At 63.8% G+C, this 24,604-nt stretch carries 29 protein-coding genes; 17 read left to right on the forward strand and 12 right to left on the reverse strand.

The window, feature by feature from the left end:
- The first annotated feature begins 234 nt into the window (after nucleotides 1–234).
- Both AC1DT3_RS01595 and AC1DT3_RS01600 read left to right on the forward strand, forming a co-directional pair.
- On the forward strand, nucleotides 235–540 hold the full coding sequence (locus AC1DT3_RS01595) for a 4a-hydroxytetrahydrobiopterin dehydratase (protein ID WP_477463478.1): 306 nt from the start codon (nucleotides 235–237) through the stop codon (nucleotides 538–540).
- A gap of 3 nt (nucleotides 541–543) precedes the next feature.
- Nucleotides 544–948 (forward strand): GFA family protein, encoded by a 405-nt coding sequence (locus AC1DT3_RS01600; RefSeq protein WP_477463479.1) that lies wholly within the window; start codon nucleotides 544–546, stop codon nucleotides 946–948.
- A 10-nt stretch (nucleotides 949–958) separates the two neighbouring features.
- On the opposite strand, the gene AC1DT3_RS01605 is transcribed toward AC1DT3_RS01600, so the two are convergent.
- Nucleotides 959–1,744 carry an SDR family NAD(P)-dependent oxidoreductase gene (locus tag AC1DT3_RS01605; RefSeq protein WP_477463480.1) on the reverse strand — a complete coding sequence of 262 codons (786 nt, stop codon included), beginning with the start codon at nucleotides 1,742–1,744 and terminating at the stop codon, nucleotides 959–961.
- 123 nt (nucleotides 1,745–1,867) lie between these two features.
- Between AC1DT3_RS01605 and AC1DT3_RS01610 the strand changes: the two genes are divergently transcribed.
- The 7 genes from AC1DT3_RS01610 to AC1DT3_RS01640 all read left to right on the forward strand — a co-directional run bounded on the left by AC1DT3_RS01610 (nucleotide 1,868) and on the right by AC1DT3_RS01640 (nucleotide 7,868).
- Nucleotides 1,868–2,212: a YkvA family protein gene (locus AC1DT3_RS01610; protein WP_477463505.1), complete on the forward strand. Its 345-nt coding sequence runs from the start codon at nucleotides 1,868–1,870 to the stop codon at nucleotides 2,210–2,212.
- A 283-nt stretch (nucleotides 2,213–2,495) separates the two neighbouring features.
- A complete protein-coding gene (locus tag AC1DT3_RS01615; RefSeq protein ID WP_477463481.1) occupies nucleotides 2,496–3,314 on the forward strand; it encodes a calcium-binding protein in 819 nt (272 codons plus the stop codon).
- Nucleotides 3,315–3,577: 263 nt separating this feature from the next.
- Entirely contained in the window at nucleotides 3,578–4,354 is a 777-nt protein-coding gene (locus AC1DT3_RS01620) for a calcium-binding protein (protein ID WP_477463482.1), read from the forward strand.
- Nucleotides 4,355–4,560: 206 nt separating this feature from the next.
- Nucleotides 4,561–5,280 (forward strand): hypothetical protein, encoded by a 720-nt coding sequence (locus AC1DT3_RS01625; RefSeq protein WP_477463483.1) that lies wholly within the window; start codon nucleotides 4,561–4,563, stop codon nucleotides 5,278–5,280.
- Between the two features lie 149 nt (nucleotides 5,281–5,429).
- On the forward strand, nucleotides 5,430–6,746 hold the full coding sequence (rlmN, locus tag AC1DT3_RS01630; protein WP_477463484.1) for a dual-specificity RNA methyltransferase RlmN: 1,317 nt from the start codon (nucleotides 5,430–5,432) through the stop codon (nucleotides 6,744–6,746).
- A gap of 194 nt (nucleotides 6,747–6,940) precedes the next feature.
- Nucleotides 6,941–7,210, forward strand: a complete 270-nt coding sequence (locus AC1DT3_RS01635) for a hypothetical protein (RefSeq protein ID WP_477463485.1) — start codon at nucleotides 6,941–6,943, stop codon at nucleotides 7,208–7,210.
- Nucleotides 7,211–7,382: 172 nt separating this feature from the next.
- The gene (locus AC1DT3_RS01640; RefSeq protein WP_477463486.1) at nucleotides 7,383–7,868 is read left to right on the forward strand and encodes a hypothetical protein; all 486 of its coding nucleotides are present in this window, start codon (nucleotides 7,383–7,385) and stop codon (nucleotides 7,866–7,868) included.
- Here AC1DT3_RS01640 and AC1DT3_RS01645 read toward each other — a convergent pair.
- Complete coding sequence (locus tag AC1DT3_RS01645) at nucleotides 7,843–8,481, reverse strand: LysE family translocator (protein ID WP_477463487.1); 639 nt, start codon at nucleotides 8,479–8,481, stop codon at nucleotides 7,843–7,845. The two genes, AC1DT3_RS01640 and AC1DT3_RS01645, sit on opposite strands and share 26 nt — an antisense overlap.
- Before the next feature lie 258 nt (nucleotides 8,482–8,739).
- Here AC1DT3_RS01645 and AC1DT3_RS01650 point away from each other — a divergent pair, with 258 nt between their 5' ends.
- From AC1DT3_RS01650 to AC1DT3_RS01660, 3 genes are read left to right on the forward strand one after another with little or no spacing between them, the layout of a single operon-like run.
- Nucleotides 8,740–9,342: a LemA family protein gene (locus AC1DT3_RS01650; protein WP_477463488.1), complete on the forward strand. Its 603-nt coding sequence runs from the start codon at nucleotides 8,740–8,742 to the stop codon at nucleotides 9,340–9,342.
- The gene (locus AC1DT3_RS01655; protein WP_477463506.1) at nucleotides 9,342–10,163 is read left to right on the forward strand and encodes a TPM domain-containing protein; all 822 of its coding nucleotides are present in this window, start codon (nucleotides 9,342–9,344) and stop codon (nucleotides 10,161–10,163) included. Before AC1DT3_RS01650 ends, AC1DT3_RS01655 begins: the two co-directional genes overlap by 1 nt.
- A 35-nt stretch (nucleotides 10,164–10,198) precedes the next feature.
- Nucleotides 10,199–10,807 (forward strand): TPM domain-containing protein, encoded by a 609-nt coding sequence (locus AC1DT3_RS01660; protein WP_477463489.1) that lies wholly within the window; start codon nucleotides 10,199–10,201, stop codon nucleotides 10,805–10,807.
- Between the two features lie 17 nt (nucleotides 10,808–10,824).
- On the opposite strand, the gene AC1DT3_RS01665 is transcribed toward AC1DT3_RS01660, so the two are convergent.
- The 3 genes from AC1DT3_RS01665 to AC1DT3_RS01675 all read right to left on the reverse strand — a co-directional run bounded on the left by AC1DT3_RS01665 (nucleotide 10,825) and on the right by AC1DT3_RS01675 (nucleotide 13,633).
- Entirely contained in the window at nucleotides 10,825–11,559 is a 735-nt protein-coding gene (locus tag AC1DT3_RS01665; protein ID WP_477463490.1) for a DUF1223 domain-containing protein, read from the reverse strand.
- Nucleotides 11,560–11,654: 95 nt separating this feature from the next.
- The gene (locus tag AC1DT3_RS01670; protein ID WP_477463491.1) at nucleotides 11,655–12,599 is read right to left on the reverse strand and encodes a lipid A biosynthesis lauroyl acyltransferase; all 945 of its coding nucleotides are present in this window, start codon (nucleotides 12,597–12,599) and stop codon (nucleotides 11,655–11,657) included.
- Nucleotides 12,600–12,610: 11 nt separating this feature from the next.
- Entirely contained in the window at nucleotides 12,611–13,633 is a 1,023-nt protein-coding gene (locus tag AC1DT3_RS01675) for a zinc-binding dehydrogenase (protein ID WP_477463492.1), read from the reverse strand.
- A gap of 253 nt (nucleotides 13,634–13,886) precedes the next feature.
- Between AC1DT3_RS01675 and AC1DT3_RS01680 the strand changes: the two genes are divergently transcribed.
- Entirely contained in the window at nucleotides 13,887–14,117 is a 231-nt protein-coding gene (locus AC1DT3_RS01680; RefSeq protein ID WP_477463493.1) for an AbrB/MazE/SpoVT family DNA-binding domain-containing protein, read from the forward strand.
- On the forward strand, nucleotides 14,107–14,511 hold the full coding sequence (locus tag AC1DT3_RS01685) for a PIN domain-containing protein (RefSeq protein ID WP_477463494.1): 405 nt from the start codon (nucleotides 14,107–14,109) through the stop codon (nucleotides 14,509–14,511). The genes AC1DT3_RS01680 and AC1DT3_RS01685 overlap by 11 nt, the downstream gene beginning before the upstream one ends.
- Nucleotides 14,512–14,537: 26 nt before the next feature.
- Here AC1DT3_RS01685 and AC1DT3_RS01690 read toward each other — a convergent pair whose 3' ends face one another.
- The 5 genes from AC1DT3_RS01690 to AC1DT3_RS01710 are packed head-to-tail and all read right to left on the reverse strand — an operon-like array spanning nucleotide 14,538 to nucleotide 18,450.
- On the reverse strand, nucleotides 14,538–15,284 hold the full coding sequence (locus AC1DT3_RS01690; protein WP_477463495.1) for an SDR family NAD(P)-dependent oxidoreductase: 747 nt from the start codon (nucleotides 15,282–15,284) through the stop codon (nucleotides 14,538–14,540).
- The gene (locus AC1DT3_RS01695) at nucleotides 15,281–16,558 is read right to left on the reverse strand and encodes a beta-ketoacyl-ACP synthase (RefSeq protein ID WP_477463496.1); all 1,278 of its coding nucleotides are present in this window, start codon (nucleotides 16,556–16,558) and stop codon (nucleotides 15,281–15,283) included. The genes AC1DT3_RS01690 and AC1DT3_RS01695 overlap by 4 nt, the downstream gene beginning before the upstream one ends.
- A gap of 11 nt (nucleotides 16,559–16,569) precedes the next feature.
- Entirely contained in the window at nucleotides 16,570–17,697 is a 1,128-nt protein-coding gene (locus AC1DT3_RS01700; protein ID WP_477463497.1) for a beta-ketoacyl-ACP synthase, read from the reverse strand.
- Nucleotides 17,698–17,702: 5 nt separating this feature from the next.
- The gene (locus tag AC1DT3_RS01705) at nucleotides 17,703–18,161 is read right to left on the reverse strand and encodes a 3-hydroxyacyl-ACP dehydratase FabZ family protein (protein WP_477463498.1); all 459 of its coding nucleotides are present in this window, start codon (nucleotides 18,159–18,161) and stop codon (nucleotides 17,703–17,705) included.
- Between the two features lie 7 nt (nucleotides 18,162–18,168).
- Entirely contained in the window at nucleotides 18,169–18,450 is a 282-nt protein-coding gene (locus AC1DT3_RS01710) for an acyl carrier protein (protein WP_477463499.1), read from the reverse strand.
- A 649-nt stretch (nucleotides 18,451–19,099) separates the two neighbouring features.
- Here AC1DT3_RS01710 and AC1DT3_RS01715 point away from each other — a divergent pair.
- A complete protein-coding gene (locus AC1DT3_RS01715) occupies nucleotides 19,100–19,822 on the forward strand; it encodes a fused DSP-PTPase phosphatase/NAD kinase-like protein (RefSeq protein WP_477463500.1) in 723 nt (240 codons plus the stop codon).
- On the opposite strand, the gene AC1DT3_RS01720 is transcribed toward AC1DT3_RS01715, so the two are convergent.
- Both AC1DT3_RS01720 and AC1DT3_RS01725 read right to left on the reverse strand, forming a co-directional pair.
- Nucleotides 19,806–21,590 (reverse strand): ABC transporter ATP-binding protein, encoded by a 1,785-nt coding sequence (locus tag AC1DT3_RS01720; RefSeq protein ID WP_477463501.1) that lies wholly within the window; start codon nucleotides 21,588–21,590, stop codon nucleotides 19,806–19,808. The two genes, AC1DT3_RS01715 and AC1DT3_RS01720, sit on opposite strands and share 17 nt — an antisense overlap.
- Before the next feature lie 41 nt (nucleotides 21,591–21,631).
- Nucleotides 21,632–22,618: a small ribosomal subunit Rsm22 family protein gene (locus AC1DT3_RS01725; protein WP_477463502.1), complete on the reverse strand. Its 987-nt coding sequence runs from the start codon at nucleotides 22,616–22,618 to the stop codon at nucleotides 21,632–21,634.
- A 222-nt stretch (nucleotides 22,619–22,840) separates the two neighbouring features.
- On the opposite strand from AC1DT3_RS01725, the gene AC1DT3_RS01730 reads away from it, so the two are divergent.
- Together AC1DT3_RS01730 and AC1DT3_RS01735 are read left to right on the forward strand one after the other, a co-directional pair.
- On the forward strand, nucleotides 22,841–23,761 hold the full coding sequence (locus AC1DT3_RS01730; RefSeq protein ID WP_477463503.1) for a pirin family protein: 921 nt from the start codon (nucleotides 22,841–22,843) through the stop codon (nucleotides 23,759–23,761).
- A 66-nt stretch (nucleotides 23,762–23,827) separates the two neighbouring features.
- Nucleotides 23,828–24,226: an OsmC family protein gene (locus AC1DT3_RS01735; RefSeq protein ID WP_477463504.1), complete on the forward strand. Its 399-nt coding sequence runs from the start codon at nucleotides 23,828–23,830 to the stop codon at nucleotides 24,224–24,226.
- Nucleotides 24,227–24,604 lie beyond the last annotated feature (378 nt).

Raw genomic sequence — 24,604 nt, forward strand, 5'->3', positions numbered from 1 at the left:
GCGTCGACCTGAAGGTTCTCGGGCGGGTCGGCGGGCGGGTCACAGCGGCCGTCACCCTGTCGCTGATCGCACTCGGCGCGATCAGCCTCGGATTGATTCGCCTCCTCGGCGTCGCCTGACCCCTTGAAAAGCGACGCCCGGGCCTCATCACTAGAGGAAAGGCCATCGCCCTTTTCGTGTGGCCCCTTTTCGTGTGGGCCCCTTTTCATGTGACTACGGGAGGTCGAACATCCGATGTCGCCCCTCAAGAAAAGCGAACGCGACGAGCTATTGTCCGCCCTCGACGGCTGGTCCCTGGTTTCGGACCGGGACGCGATCCACAAACGCTTCGTATTCGACGATTTCAACACGGCGTTCGGTTGGATGACGCGGGTCGCCATGGTGGCGGAGCGCCTCAATCATCATCCGGAATGGCGCAACGTCTATTGCAACGTCGACGTCACCCTCTCGACGCACGACGCCAAGGGCCTGACGCGGCGCGATTTCGAGCTCGCTCAGCACATGGACCGCTTCGCGGCGGGTATCACCGCGGAGGAATAGCACATGACCGACACAAGCTTGTGGAGCGGCGGCTGCGCGTGCGGACGATTGACGTTTCGCGTCAGCGGCGCGCCCAAACGGGTCGGTCTTTGCCATTGCATGACGTGCCGCAAGACCAGCGGCAGCGCCTTCAATGCCTTTGCGATCTTCCCCAGCGACCAGGTGACGATCACCGGAGGATACGACGGCTGGTCGGCAAGCGGCGAAGGAAGGCGCTGCTTTTGTCCGGTCTGTGGATCGCAGGTGTTCGACCAGAGCGGTGGCGACGAAATCGAGATCAAGCTCGGCGCATTCGACTCGCCGAACCTGTTCGCGCCCACCTATGAAGCTTGGACTCGACGGCGCGAGCATTGGCTGCGCACGACGGATCTCGTCGGCTATGTGGAAAACCGCACGACGCAGATGTGAACGACGCTTCCTATCTCGGCTGCATGCGCAGAGCGCCATCGAGGCGAATCGCTTCGCCGTTGAGCATGTCGTTGGCGATGATCGCGCCGACGAGCGCAGCATATTCGGCCGGCCGCCCCAGGCGTTGCGGGAACGGCACGTTGGCCTCGAGCGCCTTGCGGAAATCCTCGGCGATGCCGGCAAGAAGCGGTGTCTCGAACAGCCCCGGCATGATGGTCATGACACGGATGCCAAAGCCGGAAAGGTCCCGTGCGAGAGGCAGGGTCAGGCTCAACACGCCGCCCTTGGACGCGGCATAGGCGGCCTGCCCGATCTGGCCGTCCTGGGCGGCGATGGAGGAGGTATTGATGATGACGCCGCGCCCGCCGTCCTCGGTGACCGGATCGAGCGACGCCATGGCCGCCGCCGATTTCGACACCATGGCGTAGGTGCCGATGAGATTGATTTCCACCGCCCGGCGGAAACTCGCGACATCGTGAGCGATCAGCTCGCCGGTCTCGCGTTTCTTCGCGACAGTGCGCCGGCCGGGAGCGATGCCGGCGCAATTGACGAGGATTCGCTCGATGCCGTGAGCCGCGCGCGCCTTGGCAAAGGCCATGTCGATGGAGGCCTCGTCGGTCACGTCCGCTTCGCAGAACAAGCCGCCGATCTCGCTGGCGACTTTCGGGCCGCGTCCGGCATCGCGATCGAACAGGGCGACCTTTGCGCCGCTCTTCGCCAAGAGGCGCGCAGTCGCCTCTCCCAGCCCGGACGCGCCCCCGGTCACCACCGCCGCCACAGTTTCGTCGATCTTCATGCGTTCTCTCCTATGCCGCCCGTTTTAGGATAGAGTGCGGTGAAGCCAAAAGGCTTTCGGAAGGAGTCTGACGAAATGAGCGAATCGATCCCGAAGGCCTTTTCCAAGGCCGAGATCGAGGCCATGCGCCGCGCTGCCCAAAGCGAAGACGGATCGCACGAGGACGGTCTGAAACGCCGTTTCTGGAACAAGCTCAAGAAGGTCGGACAGAAGCTCCCCTTCGCCGAGGAACTTCTGGCGGCCTATTACTGCGCGATCGATCCCAAGACGCCCAACAAGGTGAAAATCATTCTTCTGGGCGCCATTGCCTATTTCGTCTTCCCGACGGATGCCATCGCCGACTTCCTGCCGCTGATCGGCTTTGCCGACGATGCCGCCGTGCTGGCGACGGCGATTACGCAGGTCGCCGGATCGATCAGGGACGAACATCGTGCGAAAGCGCGCGAAGTCCTCGGCGCAAAAGGATAGCGGGACACGGGACGTTCGATGGCGAAGATGTCGCCATCGATCCTAACAATGCCTGCCGTGGCATCAGCGCTGGCGTCTCGTCGAAACAACGAAGATCCAACCGACAAACGCATTCCGCGCGGCCCGCTCACTGCAATGAAGCGGGCCTATTCTTTTGGTCTACTCCGCATGCCGCCGTGCTGCCACAGACCCCATCGGCTATAAAAAATCGTCTTTCCGCAGCCGCGCTCGCCGACGGACGCGCTCGTTGCATGAGATTTTTTGAAGCCTGAGGGGCATGCCGATGACCGTTTCGATCCTTCCCGTCATCACGAACGTGATTCGCGACGACAACGCCGATCATCAGATCATCGGAACCGACGCGCCAGACCTTCTCAGCGGCAATCTCGACGTCTCGAACAATTACACGGCCTTCGCCGACTACTTCGTCGATGGCCTTGGCGGCATCGACACGCTCATCTTCAAGGGCACGTCGAAGCTGACGTTCGACATGGCGAAGTCCTCACAGAGCACCGGGTACGGCCAGTACACGGTCGTCAACGTCGAGAATATTCTCGCCGACGACGGCAACGATGTCCTGTGGGGCAATGGCGCGGCCAATCTTCTCTACGGGGGTGGCGGCAACGACACCATTCACGGTCGCTCGGGCAACGACGTCATCGTCGGCGACATTCTCGGCGACAACGGACGGGACCGTCTCTATGGCGATGCCGGTAACGACGTCCTCATGGGCGGTGCAGGCAACGACACCCTGACCGGCGGCAGCGGCAAGGACACGTTCATCTTCAGCGGCGGCAGGCCCAACAAGAAGACGAACATGGACACCATCACCGACTTCAAMGTGAAGGCGGACCAGATGGTGCTCGACCGAACCGACTTCAAAAAACTCGGTTTCTCAAAGGTCGGACAAAGCTATCTTCTCAAGGAGAGTGCGTTCCATACCGGCCCGTCCGCGCACGATGGGAGCGATCGAATCATCTACAACGACCAAACCGGAGCGCTCTATTACGACGCTGATGGCACGGGAGGGTCAGCGGCGATCCAGTTTGCGAAGCTGAAGCCCGGCCTCGCACTGACTCACAAGGATTTCTTCGTCATCTGACCGACGCCGCCCCATGACATCGACAAGAAGCCGGCTCTGGGGCCGGCTCATTCTTTTGCCCCGATAAAACCGACGATCCCCATGTGAACGACTAGGGCATTCCCGTGCGCCGTCTCACATAATGACGCAGCGTTAGCGACTAAGGCTAATCCCGGGCCACGGCGAAGAGCCTGCCCAGCATGCGATTCGCATGCACCGCTGTTTTCATTCTCTCCAGCTCGTTTCCCTCCCAACAGGAAAATCTGGACTACCAAGGATCTCCTATGGCGACCGGCAAAGTCACGATTCCCACTCCGACACTCCAAGACCTCATCCTCGACACCGATGGTGACGGTATCCTCACCGGAACCGGACGAGCCGAGTTCTTCATTTCCGATTTCGGCAATTTCACCTTCAACGGCGGTGGCGGCGTCGACACGCTGATCTTCGGTGATTCGTGGAAGGCCAAGATCGATCTCAACAAGACCGGTCCTCAGAATACGGGCTTTGGCACGTCGACGTTCTCCTCGATCGAGAACATCATCGCCGGAACCGCCGCCGACACGCTGATCGGCAACAAGTCGGCCAATCTGCTGTTCGGTGGTGGCGGCAAGGACACCATCTCTGGCGGCAGCGGCAACGACGTTCTCGTCGGTGGCGACGGCAACGACACGATCAAGGGCGATGCCGGCAACGATCTGATCTCGGGCGGCGCCGGGAACGACATCCTGACCGGTGGCGCCGGTAAGGATCTGTTCGTCTTCTCCGTCGACAAGCTGAACAAGCGGACGAATGTCGACAAGGTCACCGATTTCTCGGTTCGCGACGATTCGCTCCTTCTCGACAGCTCCCTGTTCAAGAAGATCGGCAAGGGCGCACTGAAGGCCGACGCCTTCCACATCGGACCCGCCGCGCACGATGCCAGCGACCGGATCATCTACGACAGCAACTCCGGCAAGCTGTTCTTCGACGTGGACGGAACGGGCGGCGCCGCCGCGGTCCAGTTCGCGACGATCAAGCCAGGCCTTGCGCTGTCGCACCAGGATTTCGTCGTTTTCTAACGAGATTGCGGACGCGAGACTCGTCTCGCCGCCGCCGACTCAAAGGCCCGAGGACGCCCCCAGCGCCCTCGGGCCTTTCTTTGCAAACAAGGTTCCTGCACGCCAGACCCGTCGGCTCTGGCTGCGGCGAGATGACCGAGGATTCCGCATCCTCGCCCTGCACCATGGTGAAGAGTTCTTAACCATCGCCGTGTAGAGTCGCCCCCATGATTTTCACATCTCTTCAGCGCGGCTTCGCCGCGAGCATCATCTCAGCCGCTTTCGTTGTCGGTGCTGGGGCTGAGGTCATGGCTCAGCCTTCCCGGGCAACGCAAAGCAAGCCAACCACACCCGCGAAGACAACGCCCGCCAAGACCGTGCCTGCGAAGACCGTGCCGGCGAAGACCGCGCCTGCGACGGCGACGCCGACCAAGCAACCGGCCAAGGCCACGCCTGCGCAGAAGCCGGCCAGCGCCTCGGCGGCTCCGGCAGCAGGTCCCGGCGGCGCCTCCCAGGTCGCCACCTTCGGCGATTGGGGCGTCTACATCGCATCGACGGGCCGGGCGAAGATTTGCTACGCCCTGACGCARCCGAAAGAGCGGCTGCCGAAGAACCTGAACCGCGATCCGGCCTACATGTTCGTGTCCCTGCGGCCCGCGGAGAACGTCAAGAACGAGGTCGCGTTCGTGCTCGGTTTCGCAGCCAAGGAAAACGGCAAGGCGGACGCCGCCATCGGAAGCGCCTCCTACGCGCTGCTGACCCAAGCCGCCAATGCCTGGCTCAAGAATCCGGCCGAAGAAAGCCAGGCGATTTCCTCGATGGCTCGCGGCCAGAGCGTCCTGGTGAAGGCGCAATCGGCGCGGGGCAACCAGCTCACCGACCGCTATTCGCTCTCCGGTTTCGGCCCGGCCCTCGAACGGGCGCGCAAGGAATGCTCCGGGGGGTAGAGAGGCGCAGGCGACGCATCGTCGCGCGCCGACCCCGGCCCGAGGGAAAGCGGGGCCGTTCCCGTTGTTCCTATACGAGGGCTCACTTTTCCGACGCAATCATGCTATAGGCGCGGCGTTTCCCATTTCGAACCAAGGCTCGGTCTCCCATGGCGACGGCGCTCGACATCGCCAAGCACAACCCCAACGCGGCTCCCGTCGCCGTGAGCGAAGCCGCGCGTGAGGCCGGCCGTGAAGCGATCGCGATCGAGAAGAAGGCGGAACTCACCGTCGTCGCCTCGGGCCAAAGTTCGCTCGTCGGGCTGACCCGCGAGGAGTTGACGGACAAGCTTGCGGCCATCGGCGTACCCGAGCGCGAGCAGAAGATGCGCGTCGCCCAGATCTGGCACTGGATCTATTTCCGCGGCGCCAAGCAGTTCGCCGAGATGACCAACGTGGGCAAGGGCCTGCGGGCGGCGCTCGCCGAAGCCTATACCCTGGCGCGTCCGGAAGTCGTCTCCGAGCAGGTGTCGAAGGACGGCACCCGCAAATGGCTCATCCGCATGGCCTCCACCGGCCCGCTCGACAAGGGCGCCGAGATCGAGTGCGTCTACATCCCCGAAGTCGACCGGGGCACGCTCTGCGTCTCGAGCCAGGTCGGCTGCACGCTGACCTGTTCATTCTGCCATACGGGCACGCAACGTCTGGTCCGCAATCTCACGTCGGCGGAGATCGTGGCGCAATTGATCGTCGCGCGCGACCGCATCGGCGACTGGCCCGACGCGACGCCTCCCGAAGGGGCCTTCGTCCCCAATGATGGCGGACGCTTCGTCTCCAACATCGTGTTCATGGGCATGGGCGAGCCCCTCTACAATCCCGACAATGTCGTCGCCGCCATCAGCGTCCTGTCGGACAACGAGGGCCTCGGTCTCTCCCGTCGCCGCATCACCGTATCGACCTCCGGCGTCGTGCCGCAGATGGAGCGACTGGGCGCGCAAGCGAACACGATGCTGGCGATCTCGCTGCACGCGGTGCGCGATGAATTGCGCGACGAGCTCGTTCCCATCAACCGCAAGTACGACATCAAGCAGTTGCTCGATGCGTGCCGCGCCTATCCCGGCTTGTCGAATGCTCGCCGCATCACCTTCGAATACGTGATGCTGAAAGGCGTGAACGATTCCGATGCCGACGCCCGCGAATTGGTGCGGCTGTTGAAGGGCATTCCGGCGAAGATCAACCTGATCCCGTTCAATCCCTGGCCCGGTTCCAAATACGAATGCTCGGATTGGGATCGCATCGAACGGTTCTCGGACATCGTCTACCGCGCAGGCTATGCATCGCCCGTCCGCACCCCACGGGGCCGCGATATTCTCGCCGCCTGCGGGCAGCTCAAGAGCGAGACGGAGAAACTGCGCGCCCGGGCGAGATTGATGATGGAACAGGGAATCGGCGCGGAAGGCGTCTACGCGCTCGGCGACAGCGAATAGAGATCATCCCAGCCAAAGGCTGATCATGCGAGCGACCAACTGGTTTTCAGACGACGGACGCGCGATCCGCGCGGCACGAGCCGGAGCGTCCGTCTTTATCTCGGAATGGGTATGAGGGCGCTCTTTCGGAGTAGCCGCCATCTTTAAGGCGATGCCTCACGTTAACGCTTGCGGTCCTGACATAGGAGGATCCAATGCGTCCTTGGCAGAAAACTCTCATCGCCGCGGCTTCGTTCTGCATCCTCGCAGGCCCCGTTGCATTCGCCGATTCTCCCGGCGACCGGGGACCGAGCCCTGGTCAGGGATGGGCCCATGGCTGGGATAAGGGCGGAGGCGGGGGCGGTGGCTCCAGCGCGGGCGCTCCGGGTCCGATTGCCGGCGCCGGCTTGCCTTTCCTTCTGATTGCGGGCGGCTACGTCATGTTCAGGCGCTATCGCCGCAACAGGCGCTCTCGGATGGAATGAGTGCGAAGTCGCGACCCGTCATGCACCAGCGCATGGGCTGAGGTGTCCGCGGATTTTCGTTCCGTCGCGATCTGRGCGCGATCTGGGCGCGATCTGGGCGCGATTTGCGGCGGAATCGATCGGGCGTATCCCCTCTGGCAAAGCGGATCGTTCCGCGTCACCATAGGCGCGCATGTTCCGTTATCTCCTCCTCATCCCCTTCGCGTTGCTCATCGCCATCGGCGCGAGCGGCTTCTTCCTACTCGTCGCCTGTCTCGTCGATCCGACCATGGCGTCGCTTACCGGCAACACGGTCTTCGTAAGTTTCTGGTCCTTGATCGACGACGTCTTTTCTTCCGAGGACCCTGGACCGATCATCGCTCACGCCTTTGAGGTCGTGGGACGGATCGTGTTCACGTTGTTGGTCTTCCCGCCCCTTCTGGTCGCCATCGTGAGCGAAGTGACGAAGGCGCGCAGTCTTTTGTGGCATGCGGGCGCGACCGCACTCCTCACCGCCGCCGTTCCGTGGATCCTCCGCGGGACGCCGCGGGGAGCGACGCCCGCCGAGTTGCACGTGAGCGTCATCCTCGGCCTGACCGGCGCGGTGGCAGGGTTCATCTATTGGCTCATCGCCGGTCGCGATGCGGGCGGCGTCAGCGCGCCGTCGCCAAAATCTTGAGCGCGAAGGCCGAGAACAATCCCGCGAAGGAATAGTCGATCGCGCGCATCACCGTCGGACGCCGGCGCAGCAAGTTGATCACCTTGTCGGCGCCGAGGATCATGACGGCGGCCATCGGGCCGGTAAGCGCGATGAAGTAGAGCCCGAGGAAGACCAACTTCTCCGACGCGTGCGGATCGCCCGCCTGAACGAATTGCGGCAGGAAGGTCACGAAAAACAGCACGACTTTGGGATTCGTCAGGTTGATGCCGACGCCGACCATATAGGTCTTCCAGAACGACACCTCGCCCTTTGCCTCGGGTTTCAGATTGAGCGCCGAGCCGTTCTTGACCGCGTCGAAGGCGAGCCAAAGAAGATAGAGCGCACCGACGACCTTCAGGACGGTAAAGGCGGTGACCGAGGCCGCGAGCAATGCGGACACCCCGAGCGCGGCGAGCAAGGTATGAAAGGCGCAGCCCGTCATCGCTCCGAGCATCGAGGCGAGACCGGCCTTTCGCCCACCGGCCATCGTCTTGGCGAGAAACAGACTCATGTCCGGCCCCGGCGTGATGAACAACACGAACGAGGCGAGCGAGTAGGTCAGAAGGGTGCTCAGGTCGGGCAAAAAAGTCATGAATCAATCTCGATGGGCTCCCGTACACGGTATTCCGTCCGGGCGCGCGCATCATAACCCCGAAAAAGCGCTTGGCGAAACCGCGACCTTGCCCCATTTCTTTGGGGGTTCGCGGGGCGCGGTCGGGCGAACGGTTTCCTCCGTTTCCGGGCCATTCGCGCCTCAAATCTTAAGCTTTTGCATGATTTGATCGCCGGACCTTTTTCCACGGTGACGCCTCATGCAACGGCGATGCCGACCGAATCGAGGATTTTAAGCATGTTCCGGATTGTCCCTGTTCGGCTGCGCGTCGCGCTCATCGGTCTTGGTCTCGCACTCGGCCTTTCCGCCTGCGGAATCAACAATGTGCCGACCCTCGAGGAACAGGCGAAGTCGGCCTGGAGCGAGGTCCAGAACCAGTACCAGCGCCGCGCGGACCTGGTGCCCAACCTCGTCGAAACGGTGAAGGGCTTCGCCCAGCAGGAGCGCGAGGTCCTGACGCAGGTGACGGAGGCCCGCGCCAAGGCCGGACAGATCAAAGTCGACGCCTCGACCATCACCGACCCCGAAAAATTCCGGCAATTCCAAGAGGCGCAGGCGCAGTTGTCGGGCGCGCTGGGTCGATTGCTCGCCACCGTCGAGCGCTATCCGGAATTGAAGTCGAACGCCAACTTCCTTGCCCTGCAATCCCAGCTCGAGGGCACGGAGAACCGGATCGCCGTGGCGCGCCGGGACTACATCGAGGCCGTCCGCGCCTTCAACACCGAAATCCGGACCATCCCGGGCCGCTGGATCGCCGCCATCATGTATCCGGACGCCAAGCCGATGGAGACTTTCTCCGCCACCGCCGGCGCCGATCGGCCACCGCCGGTGAAGTTCTGATCGTGCGAACGGGGCGACGCGCCCCCTCTCCGTCGTGGAGAGGGCCCTTCGTGATTGCGATTGCAGCGCTCCTTCTGGTGGCCGTTCTCAACCCTATCGCCACCCTGGCGCAGGCCTTTCCACCGCTGACAGGCCGCGTGGTCGATGCGGCCAATCTGCTCAAGCCCGAGCAGCGCGCCGCCATCGATGCCAAATTGAAGGCGCATGAGGACAAGACGAGCGACCAGCTCGTCGTGGCGACAATTCCCTCTCTCGGCGGCATCGAGGTGGAGGATTACGCGAACCGGCTGTTCCGCGCCTGGAAGCTCGGTGAGAAAGCCAAGAACAACGGCGCGCTTCTTCTCGTTGCGCCCAACGAGCGCAAGGTGCGCATCGAGGTCGGCTACGGGCTCGAGGGCGCGCTGACCGACGCCTTGTCCAAGGTCATCATCACCACCGCCATCGCACCACAATTCAAGCAAGGCGATTTCGCCGGCGGCATTGAAGGCGGGGTCGATGCGATCCTGTCGATTCTCACCGGCGACGCCGAGGAATGGCAACGCCGGGCGCAGGTGCGCGAAGATGAGAGCACGTCGGAAGACACGCTGATCAGTCTCGTCATCTTTCTGATCGTCGTGTTCTTCATTTTACGCAGTCTCTTTGCACAGGTCAGCGCTGCACGCGGCGGCAGCCAACGGGGACGACGACGCGGCGGACCGTGGATCATTCCGACAGGAGGATGGTCCGGCGGAGGCGGGGGCTGGTCCGGTGGCGGCGGGGGTGGCGGATTTTCGGGTGGCGGCGGTTCGTCGGGCGGCGGCGGCGCGTCCGGAAGTTGGTAGCCGGTCGTTGGTTACGCGGAGTTGACAGAGCTGAGATGATCACCGCTGAAGAACAAGAGAGGCTCGCCCATCTCATCCACGAGATCGAGGGCGACACGGCCGGCGAAATCGTCGTCGTCGTTGCCGAGCAAGCGGCGGGCTACCGCTCGGTGCCGTTGCTGTGGGCACTGCTCGCCGCGCTGGTGACGCCCTGGCCGCTGATCTGGCTGACCTCGCTCGGCGTCTCGCGCATCTTTCTGATTCAGATCGCTGTCGCGTTGGTTCTCACGATCGTGCTGTCGCTCACGGCGCGCCGCCTCTCTCTCGTGCCGCGGGCGGTCAAGCACGCCCGGGCGCACGAGGCGGCGGAACGCGAATTCCGGAGCCGCGGGCTCGTTCACACGCGCGAGCGGACAGGCGTCCTCATCTATGTGGCCGCCGCCGAGCATTATGCGGAGATCCTCGCCGATATCGGCATCAGCGATCGGGTCGGCCAGGACATCTGGGACACTATCATCGCCGATCTCGTCGCCGCGATCGCGGACGGTCGAGCGGCGCAGGGCCTCGATCAGGCAGTCCGCCGCGCCGGAGCCATCCTCGCGGAACATGCTCCGCCGCGCGCCGACGAAACCAACGAACTGGCGAACCGGGTGATCGTGATCTAGCGCAGGCGCGAAGCCTGCTATTCGGCGCTCTTGGCCGCGCCGAGGATCGTGCTCGGATGGTCCTCTTCTGTGGTCTGGAGCAGGACCACATAGGCATCACCGCCCTTGCGGGCGCGATCGGCCGGAAACTCGAACTTCGCTTTCTCGCCGTTCCACGCACCGAGGTGATGAATGTCGCGCACCACGTTGGCATACGTGATCGTACGACCGCGATTCTCACCGCGCCCGATCTGCACGTTGTGCGATCGCTGAATCGGCAGGAGCCAGACATCCGCGGAGCGCGGCATGTCTCCCGCGGCCGCCTCGTCGACGTTCACCGTGACGACGCCGTTCGTCTCTTTGGTGGTGATGTTGACCGGCAGATTGCCGAGATTGCCCGTGGTCATCTTGATCGAGCGTTCGATCTGCGCACGATCTGATCCGACACAGGATTTGACCCCGTTGACGATGATCTGGGGCGTGTAGACCTGGCGATCGCTGCGGGCCTGGGCATAGGCTTTCTGCCGCACCGTGAAGGCCGGCTGCGCGAGGGTGTCCTTCCAGCCGAGGTAGTCCCAGTAATCGACCGGGAACGACAGGGCGATCATGTCGGGGCGGCGCGACAGATCGGCCAGCACCGCATCCGCCGGCGGGCAGGACGAGCAACCCTGGCTCGTGAACAATTCGACGACCGCGCGCGGCGGCTCCGCCCATGCGGGCCACGCGAGCGCAGCGAAACCCAGAGCGGCGATTAATTTCAGTCTTGAGGCCATCCGTTTATGGTGCACGAAACCGCGCCGGAGAAAACTCACTTTACCTTGAGCGCCAGAGCCGTGATCCGCAGAAGTAGCAGAATTCGCCCCCGCGCTCAGGCGCTCGGTCCGGGTTTGGGTGCCTGCACGCGCCAGCGGCGGTGCATCCAGAGCCACTGCTCGGGGTATTCCCGCACCCATCCCTCGACGACCGCGGTCATGGCCTGCATGGCGCCCTGAACGTCGATCAATCCGTCGGCGTCGCGCGGCAGATCGAGCGGTGGCGTGAGCTGGAGCCGGAAGCGGTGGTTCGGCAAGCGAATGACGCGAACGCCATGGACCGGACAATCGAACCGGCGGGCGAATTTGCCGAGGATCGGGTTCACCAGGGCCGGCCGGCCCATGAAATCGACGATGACGCCACGGGTGAAATGCTGATCGATGAGCATGCCGAGATGGCTGCCGCGTTCCAGTGCGCCCTGCATGGCGAACGCGGCCCCTTGGCGAGCCGCCTCCAGGCCGCCCATGGTGCCGCTGCGGATCTCGTGCAGGACGCGGGCGACGGCCGGGTCGTTCGGCGCCCGGAACACCGCGGTCGCATCGAGATCGAACCGCGCCGCGCAGATCGCCGGCAACTCCCAATTGCCGAGATGGGCGGAGAAGATGATGCCGGGCTTGCCGTCCTCGCGGAGGCTGACGAAATGCTCGATTCCGTCGACTTCCACACGACCCTGGACTTCGCTCTCGGGGTCGAAATCGAAGAGGGCGCCGAGGTGGGGATATTCGCCCCCGGTGCGACCGAGATTGCCCCAGGCTTTCAGCGCCAGCGCGCGGGCATCCTTTTCCGGCAGATCGGGATAGACGGTACGGATGTTCGCGAGCGCCGTGCGGTGCGCGGGCAGCAGGGGCCCGAAGGTCCGCGCGATCGCAGCGCCCAGCCCGCCGGAGCGTTCCGGCCCGATCAGGCGCGCGAAGCCGAACACCCCGCGCACGAGGCCGACCATGACGGTCTCGGCGAGACGGGACAACAGGCTGCGGGAGCGCTTGGAATGGTGCGGCACGCTTTGCGCTCTTAGAACGTCACGACGATCTTGCCGAAGGCCTTGCGGCTTTCGAGCCGCTCCAAGCCCTTCTGGAAGTCGTCGAGCGCAAAGACCGAATCGATCACCGGCGACATGCCGCCGGCCATCTTCTCGAGCGATTCGCCGATATTGCGGATGTTGCAGCCGAAGGATCCGAAGATCCGGTATTGCTGCTGGAAGAGCTGCATCAGGTTCATGGTGGTCGAGACGCCCGATGTCGAGCCGCAGGTGACGAGGCGTCCGCCGCGTTTCAAGCAAAGGAGCGAACCGTTCCAGGTGTCCGCACCCACATGCTCGAACACCACGTCGACGCCCTTGCGCTTGGTGAGCCGACGGACTTCGCCCTCGAACCGCTCGGTACGGTAATTGACCACGTAATCGGCGCCGAGCGCTTTGGCTTTCTCGCCCTTCTCGTCGTCGCCGACGGTGGTGTAGATCGTGCAGCCGATGGCCTTCGCCATCTTGATGGCGGCCGTGCCGATACCCGATCCGCCGGCATGGACGAGGATCGATTCACCCGGCTCGAGTTTGGCGTTGTCGAACAGCATGTGCTGGACGGTGCCGAAACCGATCGGCGCGCAGGCGGCGTCCTCGAAGGAGACGTTCTCGGGCACCGGGATGACGAGCCGTTCCGGACGGTTGATCAACTCGCGGGCGAAGCCGTCGACATGGAAGCCCATGATGCCCGCGACGTTCTCGCAAAGATTGTCGCGGCCCTCGCGGCACGCCTTGCAATGACCGCAGGTCTCGGCGCCGTACATGGTGACCTTGTCGCCGGGCTTGAACCGGGTGACGCCCTCGCCGACCGCCGCGATCTCGCCCGAGGCCTCGACCCCGACCGCCTGCGGCATCTTCCGCTTGGCGAAGGCCATGCCGCGAAAGCCCCAGACGTCGAGGTAGTTCAGCGCCAGCGCCTTGACCCGCACCTGCACCTCGCCCGCGCCGGGCGCCGGGGGGGCATCCATGTCGGTCAGCCGTAGGTCGCGGTCACCGAAGAGCTGAAGGGTACGCATGCGGTCATCCTATGCGGCGTCATGCCCGGCGTCGCGCCGGGCGCCCACTCTCGATCCGCTCGGACCAAAACGTGGATGGCCGTAGAGAATGCGGCCATGACGAGAGAAACGTGAACGGGCGGCTTAACGGGCGGGGCTGCGAATGACAAGCGGGACGGTCCCGAAGGCACAGTACAGCACCGTCCCATCGCGGAGGGCCTTTCCTTCGCCTCATTAAGATATACATTCATTTTGTATATCCTGGAGAAAGTTGATGCAGGTTTCCAAATGGGGAAACAGCCTCGCCGTGAGGCTGCCCAAAAAGATCGTTGAAGCGCTCGAACTCAAGCCCGGCGACGAGATCGATATCGTGCTTGCGGGCGATCGGCGCTTCGAAGTCACGCGGGACATGGCGCGCGACGACGCGCTCCGGCGTCTTCGTGACCTTCGCCAGCCCCTGCCGAGAGGTTTCCGCTTCGACCGGGAACGCGCGAATGAGCGCTGAACGGTTTCTCGACACCAACATCCTGATCTACGCGTTCGCCAAGGACGATCCGCGAGCGGAGCGTGCGACGGCGATTCTGGCTGCAGGGGGACAGATCAGCGTTCAAGTCCTGAACGAGTTCACGAACGTGATGCGCCGCAAGCTTTCCCGTGATTGGGCCGAGATTCGGGAAGCGCTGGAGATCGTCAAGGTTCTCGTCGCCCCGCCCCTTGTCTTGAGCGTCCAAACGCACGAAACCGCAATGGCGCTGGCGAGCCGTCATCATTTCGCATTCTACGATGCGTTGATCGTCGCATCAGCGCTTGAGGCAAATTGCAAAACGCTGTTGAGCGAGGATTTGCAACACGGGCTCGACATTCGCGGATTGACGATCGAGAATCCGTTCGCCTCATAAGGTCGGTGAACGCACGCGTCGAAACGTTACCGATGGACGCCCATCATGGCGGTCAGACCACCATCGATCGGCAGGACCGTGCCCGTCATGTAGGCCGCCGGTTCGCTCATGAGGAAGGCGGCGAGGCCGGCGATGTCCTCGGGTTTGGCGAAACGGCCGGCCGGAATCTGTTTTTCCATGGTGTCGCGATAGGCCGCATAGGGCGCCATCATGTCGGTGTCGATGAAGCCCGGGGCGATCACGTTGACGGTGACGCCGCGCTTGGCCGTCTCGATGGCGAGCGTGCGGCAATAGGAGATGAGCGCGCCTTTCGAGGCGGCATAGGCCGCGTTGCCCGGGTTGCCCTGGAGCGCGGCCACCGAACCGATGGCGACGATGCGGCCGGCCTTCGCGCGGATCATGCCGCGCATGAGCGCCTTCGCGATACGGGTCAGCGACCAAAAATTCACYTGCATGGCGATCTCGGCCTTGTCCTGCTGCATCATCGCGGCGAGCGCATCGTAGGACTGGCCGGCATTGTGGACGAAGCCGAAGAAAGGCTCACCCTCGATGGTCTCGCAGAAGCTCTCGAGCGCGACCTTGTCGGCGAGATCGAGCGCATGCGCGACGATCTTGCGCCCTGCATGAGCCGCCATCAGTTCGTCGGCGAGCGCCTTCGCCGCATCGCCGGACGTACGATAGGTGAAGTCCACATCATGACCTGCCGCGACGAGCGCACGCACGATTGCCGCTCCGACGCCCTTGCCGCCACCCGTGACGAGAATGCGGGTCATGCCATCGGCTCCGCCGCCAGGACGAGGCAGGTGTTCTGACCGCCGAAACCGAACGAATTCGACAGCACGAAGCCGACCTTCGCATCGCGGGCGACGTTCGGCACCACGTCGAGCGGGATCGCGGGATCCGGCATCGTGTAATTGATCGTCGGCGGAATGCGCCCGTTGGCGATGGTCAGAAGCGACATCACCGCCTCGACCGCGCCAGCGGCCGTCAACGTGTGGCCGATCATGGACTTGTTGGACGAGATCGGCAGGCTGGCCATGCGCTCGCCGAACACCGCCGTGCAGCTCATGGCCTCCATCTTGTCGTTCTCCGGCGTCGATGTGCCGTGCGCATTGATGTAATCGATCGCGTCGGCAGCGACGCCTGCATCTGCAAGCGCTTCGCGGATCGCGGCGATGCCGGGCGCGCCGTCCGGGCTCGAACGGGTGCGATGGAAACCGTCGCCCTTCTCGCCGCAGCCGAGCACATAGCCGAGAATGGTGGCGCCACGCGCCTTGGCGGCGTCCGCGTTCTCCAGAACCAGCGCCGCGCCGCCTTCACCCATGACGAATCCGTCGCGATTCTTGGAGAAGGGCTTCGATGCGGCCTCCGGATTCTCGTTTTGCGTCGAGAGCGCGGAGAGGAGCGAGAAGCGGATCAGGGATTCGGGATTGACCGAACCGTCCGTGCCGATGCACAGCGCCGCGTCCGTCTCGCCGCGTCGGATCGCCTCGACGCCGAGCTGGATCGCCGTCGCCCCGGATGAGCACGCCGTCGAGAGCGAAATCGGCGAGCCTTTGGTGCCGAAACGATCGGCGACCCGATCGGCGACCGTGCCGAAGATGAAGAGATCGTGCCAGGCCTTGAACCGACCCGTGGAGGCCGCCTGCAAGAGGTCGGCATAGGTCACGTCGCCGTTCTGGCCGGACGCCTCCGCGAGCGCCTGGCGCTGCGGCCATTCCATCTCGACCGGCGGCACGGCAATGAACAAGGCACCCGGGAAACGCGCCCGGTCATGACCGGATTGTCCCACCGCTTCTTCGGCGGCAAGCATCGCCAGGCGCTCGGACAGCATGGGCGCGCAGAACGGATCGACGGCGACCGTATCGATGGTCCCTGCCATGGTCGTGCGCAGGTTCTCGGTCGGAAAGCGGCTGATGCGGCGGATGCCCGAACGGCCTGCCGTGAGCGCCGCCCAGGTGTCGTCTTTGCCTTGGCCGATCGATGAGACGACGCCCATCCCGGTGACGGCGACGAGAGGACGGCCTTGTTTGTCGCGGAGCGCCATGCCGTTCCTCCTCAAGCTGCTCTGGTCAGGCGAAGAGCGCCTTCGCCGCGCCAATGCCCGACGGATGTGACGACAGCGTCGCCCGCTTCGCCCTTCGCGATCAGGGCGGCGGCGAGCGCTACGCCGAAAGGCGCCTGGGCCTCGACCGTGTGGCCGATGATATCGGCCGTTGCGTGGACCTTCGCGTTGGGAGCGAGTTGGCGCAGGACGTCGCGTTCCTCGTCGGTGATGCCCTTTACACCGGTGGCGCCCGAGAACACCACGTCGGGTTTGGCGTCGAGCGCCGTGACGGCGGCGGACAGCGATTTCGTCACGCTACCCGGTTCGCGGCGGGCCCGGTCGGAAACGACCGGCGACAAGGCAGCGAGCGGCGCGACGCCGCGCTTATCCGCATGGTCGCGCGATTCAAGCACGAGAAAGCAGCCGCCACTGCCGAGGATCATGCCGCCGCCGTCGGTCGGACGATCCCAAACCGAGGCGAACGGCTTCTTCCAAAGGAAGCCGCCCATCTCGTAGATCAAAAGCGCGTCCGGGCGCTCCGCATTGTAGGATCCGCCGACGAGAAAGATGTCGTTCTGACCGGACGCGATCCGCGCTTGCGCGATCCGCAAAGCGTCGACGCCGCTCGATTCCTCACCCATGAACGTACGCGACGCACCGGTCACACCGTGGACGATGGAAATGTTGCCCGCGAGCAGGTTCGACAATTGCGCCAGAAACAGGGTCGGGCGCAGATCGCTCATCAAGCGCTCGTTGAGATAGACGCCGGGCTTCTCGGCTTGACGCAGACCGGTCAGGATTTGACCGTCGACCGCGTAATCCCGCTCACCGCCGCCTGCGGCGACAACGAGGTGCATGGCGGCCTTCAACGCGGCATCGTCTTTCGCCCGCGCCGCGTCGAGGGCAAGTCCAGAGGCGTAGCAACCGAGCTTCTGCCACGGCTCCATCTGACGCTGGTCGGACTTCTTGGGAATCTGCGCGTCCCAGCTCGCGACGGCGGCGGGATGCACGGGATAGGGCGCGAAACTGTCCTGATCGATGGGCGGTGCCCCGGCAGCGGACAAAGCCGCCAGATGCGCCTCGATGCCCTCTCCCGCTGCGGAGATCAGGCCGATACCCGTCACGACGACTTCACGCATGTCTCTCACGCCTCTGCCAATAGGCCGATGCGGCGCGCCTGGGCGCGCATTTGGCCGTCGAGATCCTGCGGGAACGGCATGATGCGGAAACGGAGCTCCGCGTCGCAGATCGCCTTGCCGTCGACGGCGATTTTCGCCTTCGTCACCGCGTAGCCCGAACCTTCGTGCTCGAGTGTCGCGCTGATCGAAAGAACCGTTCCGGGCCCGACGAAGGTCCGAAAACGCGCCTTGTCCACGGCCATCAGGAACGGCATGTGGGTGAAGTCCATGAGGCCGAGCACCAGATAACCCGACGCCTGCGCCATGGTCTCTGTCAGAAGCACGCCCGGGACGAGCGGATGCCCTGGAAAATGGCCCTCGAAGACGGGACTTTCCATCGGCACCGTCGATTGCGCCTCGATCCGCTTCGCGTCCCGGTCCAACTTCAGGACGCGGTCGATCATCTCGAAATATTCGAGGCGCATGGGGGTCTTACGCGCTCTTCGCGGCGATCAGGGCGTCGATGCGGGCGACGAGATTCTTCAGAACGAAGTACTCCTCCGCCGGAGCCTTGCCCTCGTTGACGTCCTGCGTCCACTGCTCGAGCGGGAGCTTGATGCCGAAAGCCTTGTCGATCGCGAACGCGATGTCGAGGAAGGCCAGCGAATCGATCCCGAGATCGTCGATCGCATGGCTTTCCGGCGTGATCTGGTCGCGCGGGATGTCGGCGGTCTCGGAAATGATGCCGGCGACAGTCTCGAAGGTGGACGACATGTTCGTCGCTCTCCTGGATTTCTTGGTCTTCGACGAGGCGTCAGGGTCCGTCTCAGACGGTGACGAGGCCGCTTGTCGTCAGAAAGGGTTTTGTCGAAACGCACCCCTTACACGACAGGCTGCGAGGCGGCAACCGATCCCGGCGAAGTTCCTCTTCTCCGCTCTGTGCGTCCTCTGTGCGTCGGCTCCAAACGAGCTTGGCAGAAATTTTTTCGAAAACAGAAAATAATAATGTTGCATCTCGGAACGTAATGTCATAACAACAGCACGTGCCGCTGAGGAATATTAGAAAAACGCGGTACTTCCGGTGGGGGATGTCATGGGTGACAGCTACGTTAAGGGGCAGCTCTGGCAAGACGACGGAGCCTAGGACCGAGTCCTTCGGCACCTCGGCGGCACAACTTCTAGTACCTTTTGGTTACCAGAGATATTGTTTTTGACTGACGATAACCTTTCATAGCGACGCATATTCTAGTTGTTCATCGCAATCCGTTGGGATTGCACTTTCATTGACGCGGTTCAGCTCTGCTGGACCGCGTTTTTTCTTGTCCGAACCGGCCTGCGTCGATCCGGGGAACGCGTCGTCGATTTGCCCTCGCGGCCTGCCCCTGCTAAGGGCCTCGCCTTCGTCGCTGAACCCGAAAGCCCTGTGATCAACCGGTTTATCAAACCCGAAACACGCTATGCCCGGCGCATGGCCCGCATCGCCCGCTGGGACAAGCCCATCGAGACGACGGCGGCACGCCTGCGGGCCTGGGCCAACATGCTGCTCGTCGATCACGGCGTCTTCCGGCTGATCTATCTCAACAAGCACCAGGTTTCGCCGAAGCTGTGGCGGATTGCCCAACCCGCTCCCTATCAGATCGCCCGGCTCAAGGCGGCGGGCGTGCGCACGATCGTCAACCTGCGCGGCGGCCGTGAGCATGGCTCGTGGCAATTGCAGAAGGACATCTGCGACCGGCTCGGTATCGCGCTGACCGAGTTCGTGGTGCGCTCGCGCGGCGCGCCGGACCGCGAGACGCTTCTGAACGCACCGGCGTTCTTCGACACCCTCGCCTATCCCGCCGTTCTGCATTGCAAATCCGGCGCGGATCGTGCGGGTTTCGTCGCCGCGCTCTATCTCATCGTGCACGAAGGCAAGCCGGTCGACGAGGCGTTGCGGCAATTGTCCCTGCGCTACGGCCATTTCCGGTTTTCCAAGACGGGTATTCTCGACGCGTTCTTCGAACGCTATCGCCGCGAGGGCGAAGCCAAGGGGATCTCGTTCCTGACCTGGGTCGAGACGGTCTACGATCCGCAGGCGCTCGAGCGCGATTTCAAACCGGGCTTCTGGTCGAACGTTCTCGTCGATCGGCTCATGCGGCGGGAGTAGCGGGTTCGAGATCGTGCGACAGCTGCAGGCGATGCAGCCGCGCGTAGATCCCCGTTTCCGCCATCAGATCGTTGTGCGATCCGATTTCCGCGATGCGTCCGTCTTCCATCACCACGATCTGATCCGCGTCGCGGATCGTCGAAAGACGGTGAGCGATGACGAGCGTCGTGCGGCCGCGCATCAGATCCTTGATCGCCGCCTGGACCAATCGCTCCGATTCCGAATCGAGCGCGCTCGTCGCCTCGTCGAGGAGCAGGATCGGCGCATTCTTCAGAAACGCGCGAGCGAGCGAAATGCGTTGGCGTTCACCGCCCGACAGGCGTCCGCCACCTGTGCCGACGACGGTGTCGTAGCCGTCCGGTAGCTTCATGATGAAATCGTGCGCCGCCGCGGCTTTGGCGGCGGCGACGATCTCGTCTTGTGTCGCGCCGGCGCGGCCAAAGCCGATGTTCGTCTTCACCGTATCGTCGAACAACAGCACATCCTGCGTCACGACGGCGATCGATGCGCGCAACGACGCGATCGTGACGTCGCGGACGTTCTGGCGATCGATCGTCACCGCGCCGCCGGTCGCGTCGTAAAGGCGCGGCACGAGCGAGAGCATCGTCGATTTGCCCGATCCGGAACGCCCGACGAGCGCCGTCGTCTGCCCGGCGGGTACGACGAGATCGACGCCCTTGAGCGCCAATTCATCGTCGCGATAGCGGAAGGAGACGTCACTGAAGCGGATCTCGCCGCCGGACACCGAAAGCGGCTCGGCGTCCGCTCGATCGGCGATTTGCGGCTTCTCGTCCATGATGTCGAACGTACGCTGCAAGGCCGACGCGGCTTCCTGCACGATGGCGTTGAGATTGCCCAACGCCCGGATCGGCTGCGCCGCCATGATCAGCGCAGCGACGAAGCCCGTGAAATCGCCGATGGTGGTTTCGTTCGAAAGGATGCGCCATCCGATCAGAATGAGGACCGCCGCGACCGCGAAACCGCCGCCGGCTTCCAGCAACGGATCGAGCTTTCCTCGCGCGTTCGCCGCTTTCATCTTGAGTTTGCGGATCTCATCGAAGGTGCGTGCCGCCTTGGCTTTCAGATAGCCTTCGAGCGAATATGTCTTGGCGACGCGGGTGCCCGCGAGGCTCTCCGCGATATGGCTCGCCATCTGCCCGGTCTGCTCCTGGGTCGAGACCGCGACACGGCGCAGCTTGCGGCCGATCTTGCCGATGGGATGCGCGATGAAGGGCACCGTGACGGCGGCGACGATCGTCAGCACCGGATCGATCCACAGCATGGCGGCGACGAGCGCGATGATCGTCGTCACCTCGCGCAGGAAAACCGTCGAGAGGCGTGTCAGTGCTTCCTTGATGAACAGGAAATCCGTCGTGAAGCGCTGGGTCAGCGCGGCCGGGCTTTCGCGGGAGATCTGGGCGAGATCCGCATCGATCAGATGGCCGTAGAGGGCCGTCTGCATATCCGCCTCGATCTTCGTCACGACTTTGTTGGTCAGGATCGTCAAGGCGAGGAGGGAAAAGCCCTTCACCGAGGTGACGACGATGACGAAGATCGGCGCGAGGTGGATCGCGGTGGCATCCTTGGCGGTAAAGGCGTCGAAGGCCTTGGTGATCAGAACCGGATACAGGCCGGTCGCGCCGGCGACCAGCGCCACGAGAACGAGAACGAGGGCGAGCGTCTTGGCATGCGGACGCATCCAATCGCGCCACAGGCGCCGGATCAGCGGAAGGGTATCGCCCCGCAAAAGGGATTTCTTGCCGGCCATTATTCCTGAACTCTCAACCCGATATCCGTGGCGTTAGCATGTCAGAGCGCCTCGCCGCAAACCGCGCTGTCCAGGGCATCGCCCCATTCGGCCCGGCGAGCGGCTTTGAAGGCGGCGCCCGCGCGCTTGGTGATGAGGCGCTCGCTGACCGTGCCGTCGTCGAGGCACAGCTTCAGCCTGACTTGACCGCTCGCGAGCCGCGGTGGCGCGACGACGCGACCCGCCGGGCCGATCTCCGGATGGCGCGACGCGGCCACGTAGATGAACTTCTCATCCTCCCACGGCACCTCCGCACCCTTCGCTTGGCGGTGCAGACGGGAGCGGGCTACCCGCCTGGAAAAGTGGCACCAATCCGGCCGCGCCAAAGGGCAGGGCCCGGCATGCGGACAGGGAGCGACGAGATGGGCGCCGAGAGCGATGAGGCGGTCCCGTGCGACCAGAATTCGCTCCCATCCGGCGGGCGTTCCGGGCTCCACGATGAGCAGCATGTCCGCGGTCGCTTCCCAGAGGCGCTCGACCAGCGGATCGCGTGCGGCCGGCTCCAACTCGTCGAGGACATAGGCGAGGGTCACGAGATCCCGGCGGGGCAGATCCCCGAGGGAGCCGGCGGCATTCCCGGAACGCCACTCGACATCCACCGGCAAAGGCGCAGCCAGCGGCTCCCCGACGGCTCGGATGGCCGCGCTGCCCTCGATCAGGAGCGCGCGGGCAAGACCGGGCCAGCATTGGGACGCCGCCCACAGCGCCGATCCCGGTCCAGCGCCGACATCCAAAAGGGATGTGGGCGCGAAATTGGGCCGGACCTCGGCGATGGCGTTCATCGCGGCGCTGATGGCAGCGAAGGTCGCCGGCAAGCGGGTGGCGAGATAGGCTCGCGCGGCGAGATCGTCGGAGAGATGGAAACGGCCGTCGCGCGTCTCGCTGCGGTAACGTTGCGACAGAAGCGCGGCGGCCCTGCCGAGATCGGACAGGGCGATCCCCGTCAGCGCGTCGTCCACACCTTGGCGCAGGGAGGCGGGCAATTCCATTCCGGCTGTCCTCGAATTGATGCCGTGGTGTAGCACGCCATGCGCGGCCGGGAAGAGTTTGCTTGCGCTCCGCCGTCGTAAGCTCGCGTGTCTCCTGCCCCACGGTATCGAGATCGGCGATCCCGATGCGAATCGCTTCACGAGGTGTTGCCGATTCCAGCCCTAGTGTCCGCCCAGATCTCGTGATCTGATGGCGTGGATCCGGGATGAGGGAGGGACACGATGAGCTGGATTCCGACGGAAGATCCGATTCTGGGTGACCCACAATCCTGCAACGCTTTGGAATTGGTCGTCGTGCCGCGCGTGCGCGATCTCGGCGACGGATTCTCCGTGCGACGCGCGCTGCCGCACGGCAAGCGACAGATGGTTGGGCCGTTTATCTTCTTCGATCATTTCGGCCCCGTGCAGTTCATCGCAGGGCACGGCATGGATGTGCGGCCRCATCCGCATATCGGGCTTGCCACCGTGACGTATCTTTTCGACGGGCGCATCACGCACCGCGACAGCAACGGCAACGTGCAGGACATCGCGCCCGGCGCCATGAATCTCATGACGGCCGGACGCGGCATCGCCCATTCCGAACGCTCACCCGAGATGGAGCGCGACGGCCGGCACAGCATGCTTGGTCTGCAGAGCTGGATCGCGCTTCCTGTCGCGCATGAGGAGATCGCCCCGTCCTTCCAGCATTACGGTGCCGAGACGTTGCCGGTGATCGACGACACCGGCCTTCACGCCCGCATCATCGCCGGATCTGCCTTCGGCAAGACAGCGCCGGTTTCGATGGTGTCCGACTGGTTCTACGTCGAGGTGTCCCTCGATGCGGGCATGTCCGCGCCTCTCGACGCCGATCACGAGGAGCGGGCGATCTATGTCGCCGAGGGCGAAGTCGAGATCGCCGGCGATCGGTTCGAAGCGCCGCGCCTCCTGATCTTCCGGCCCGGCGATCGGATCACCGTGCGGGCGACAAAGCCGACCCGGATGATGTTCCTCGGCGGCGCGGCGCTGGAGGGACCACGCTACATCTGGTGGAATTTCGTGTCGTCGAGCAAAGAGCGCATCGAGCAAGCGAAAGAGGATTGGAAGAGCGGGCGGTTTGCGCATGTTCCGGACGAGACCGAGTTCATTCCGCTTCCCGAGAGCTGAGGTCCGACGCGCCGCACCATTCTGGTCTCGCGCACTGAAGCGCGGCCTTTTTCGAAGGAGTTTTTGATGGCGTCAACCGTGCATCTCGCGTGCCCGCAAGGCATGGCGCAGGAGATTCGGGCCCGGGCACACCTTTTGCATTCCGACGAGCCGCTCTCCCGCGGCGGCACGGATACCGGCCCGGCGCCTTACGAGTTGCTGCTTGCATCGCTCGCGGCCTGCACGTCGTTGACGCTGCGCATGTATGCCGATCGCAAAGGATGGGAGCTTGGCCGGATCACCGTCGAGGCGCGTTTCCGGCGTGACGACGACGGGACGGAAACCATCGACCGCGACGTCACGTTCGACAGGCCTCTCGACGCCGCTCAACAGTCCCGCCTCGCCGATATCTGCGAGAAGACGCCGGTGACCAGAACGTTGAGGCGTGGGCTTGCAATTTCAACGTCGTTGCGGCTGGTCGTCTAGCCGCGACAAGGCCATGCTTGCTGGGATCGACCGAATATCTGCAAGTAGTCGAATATCTGCAAGTAATTGAGGCATTTGCATCGTTGTTCTTTTCAGAACCAGGGATGCAATCGCGAGCGTCTCTCCCCATTTACGGAGAGGCAGCGATCGGCGCTGCATCCCATTCCAAATAGTGGAGATCGGTCAGGCGTGGCCTCAACCAAGGTTTATTCGATGTTTCCGAATCATGACGGAGAAGCTGTCCCGACTCTGGAAGCTCATCGGATGAGGTCTCTCCAGGCCAAGTGGGATCGATTGACGGTATCGGATCTCGCCCAAGTCCGCACCAAGATGCAACTCGCATCGCGCATCGAGGAACGCTACGGCCTTCCCTACGAC

Source organism: Microvirga sp. P4_G7, from assembly GCF_056401005.1.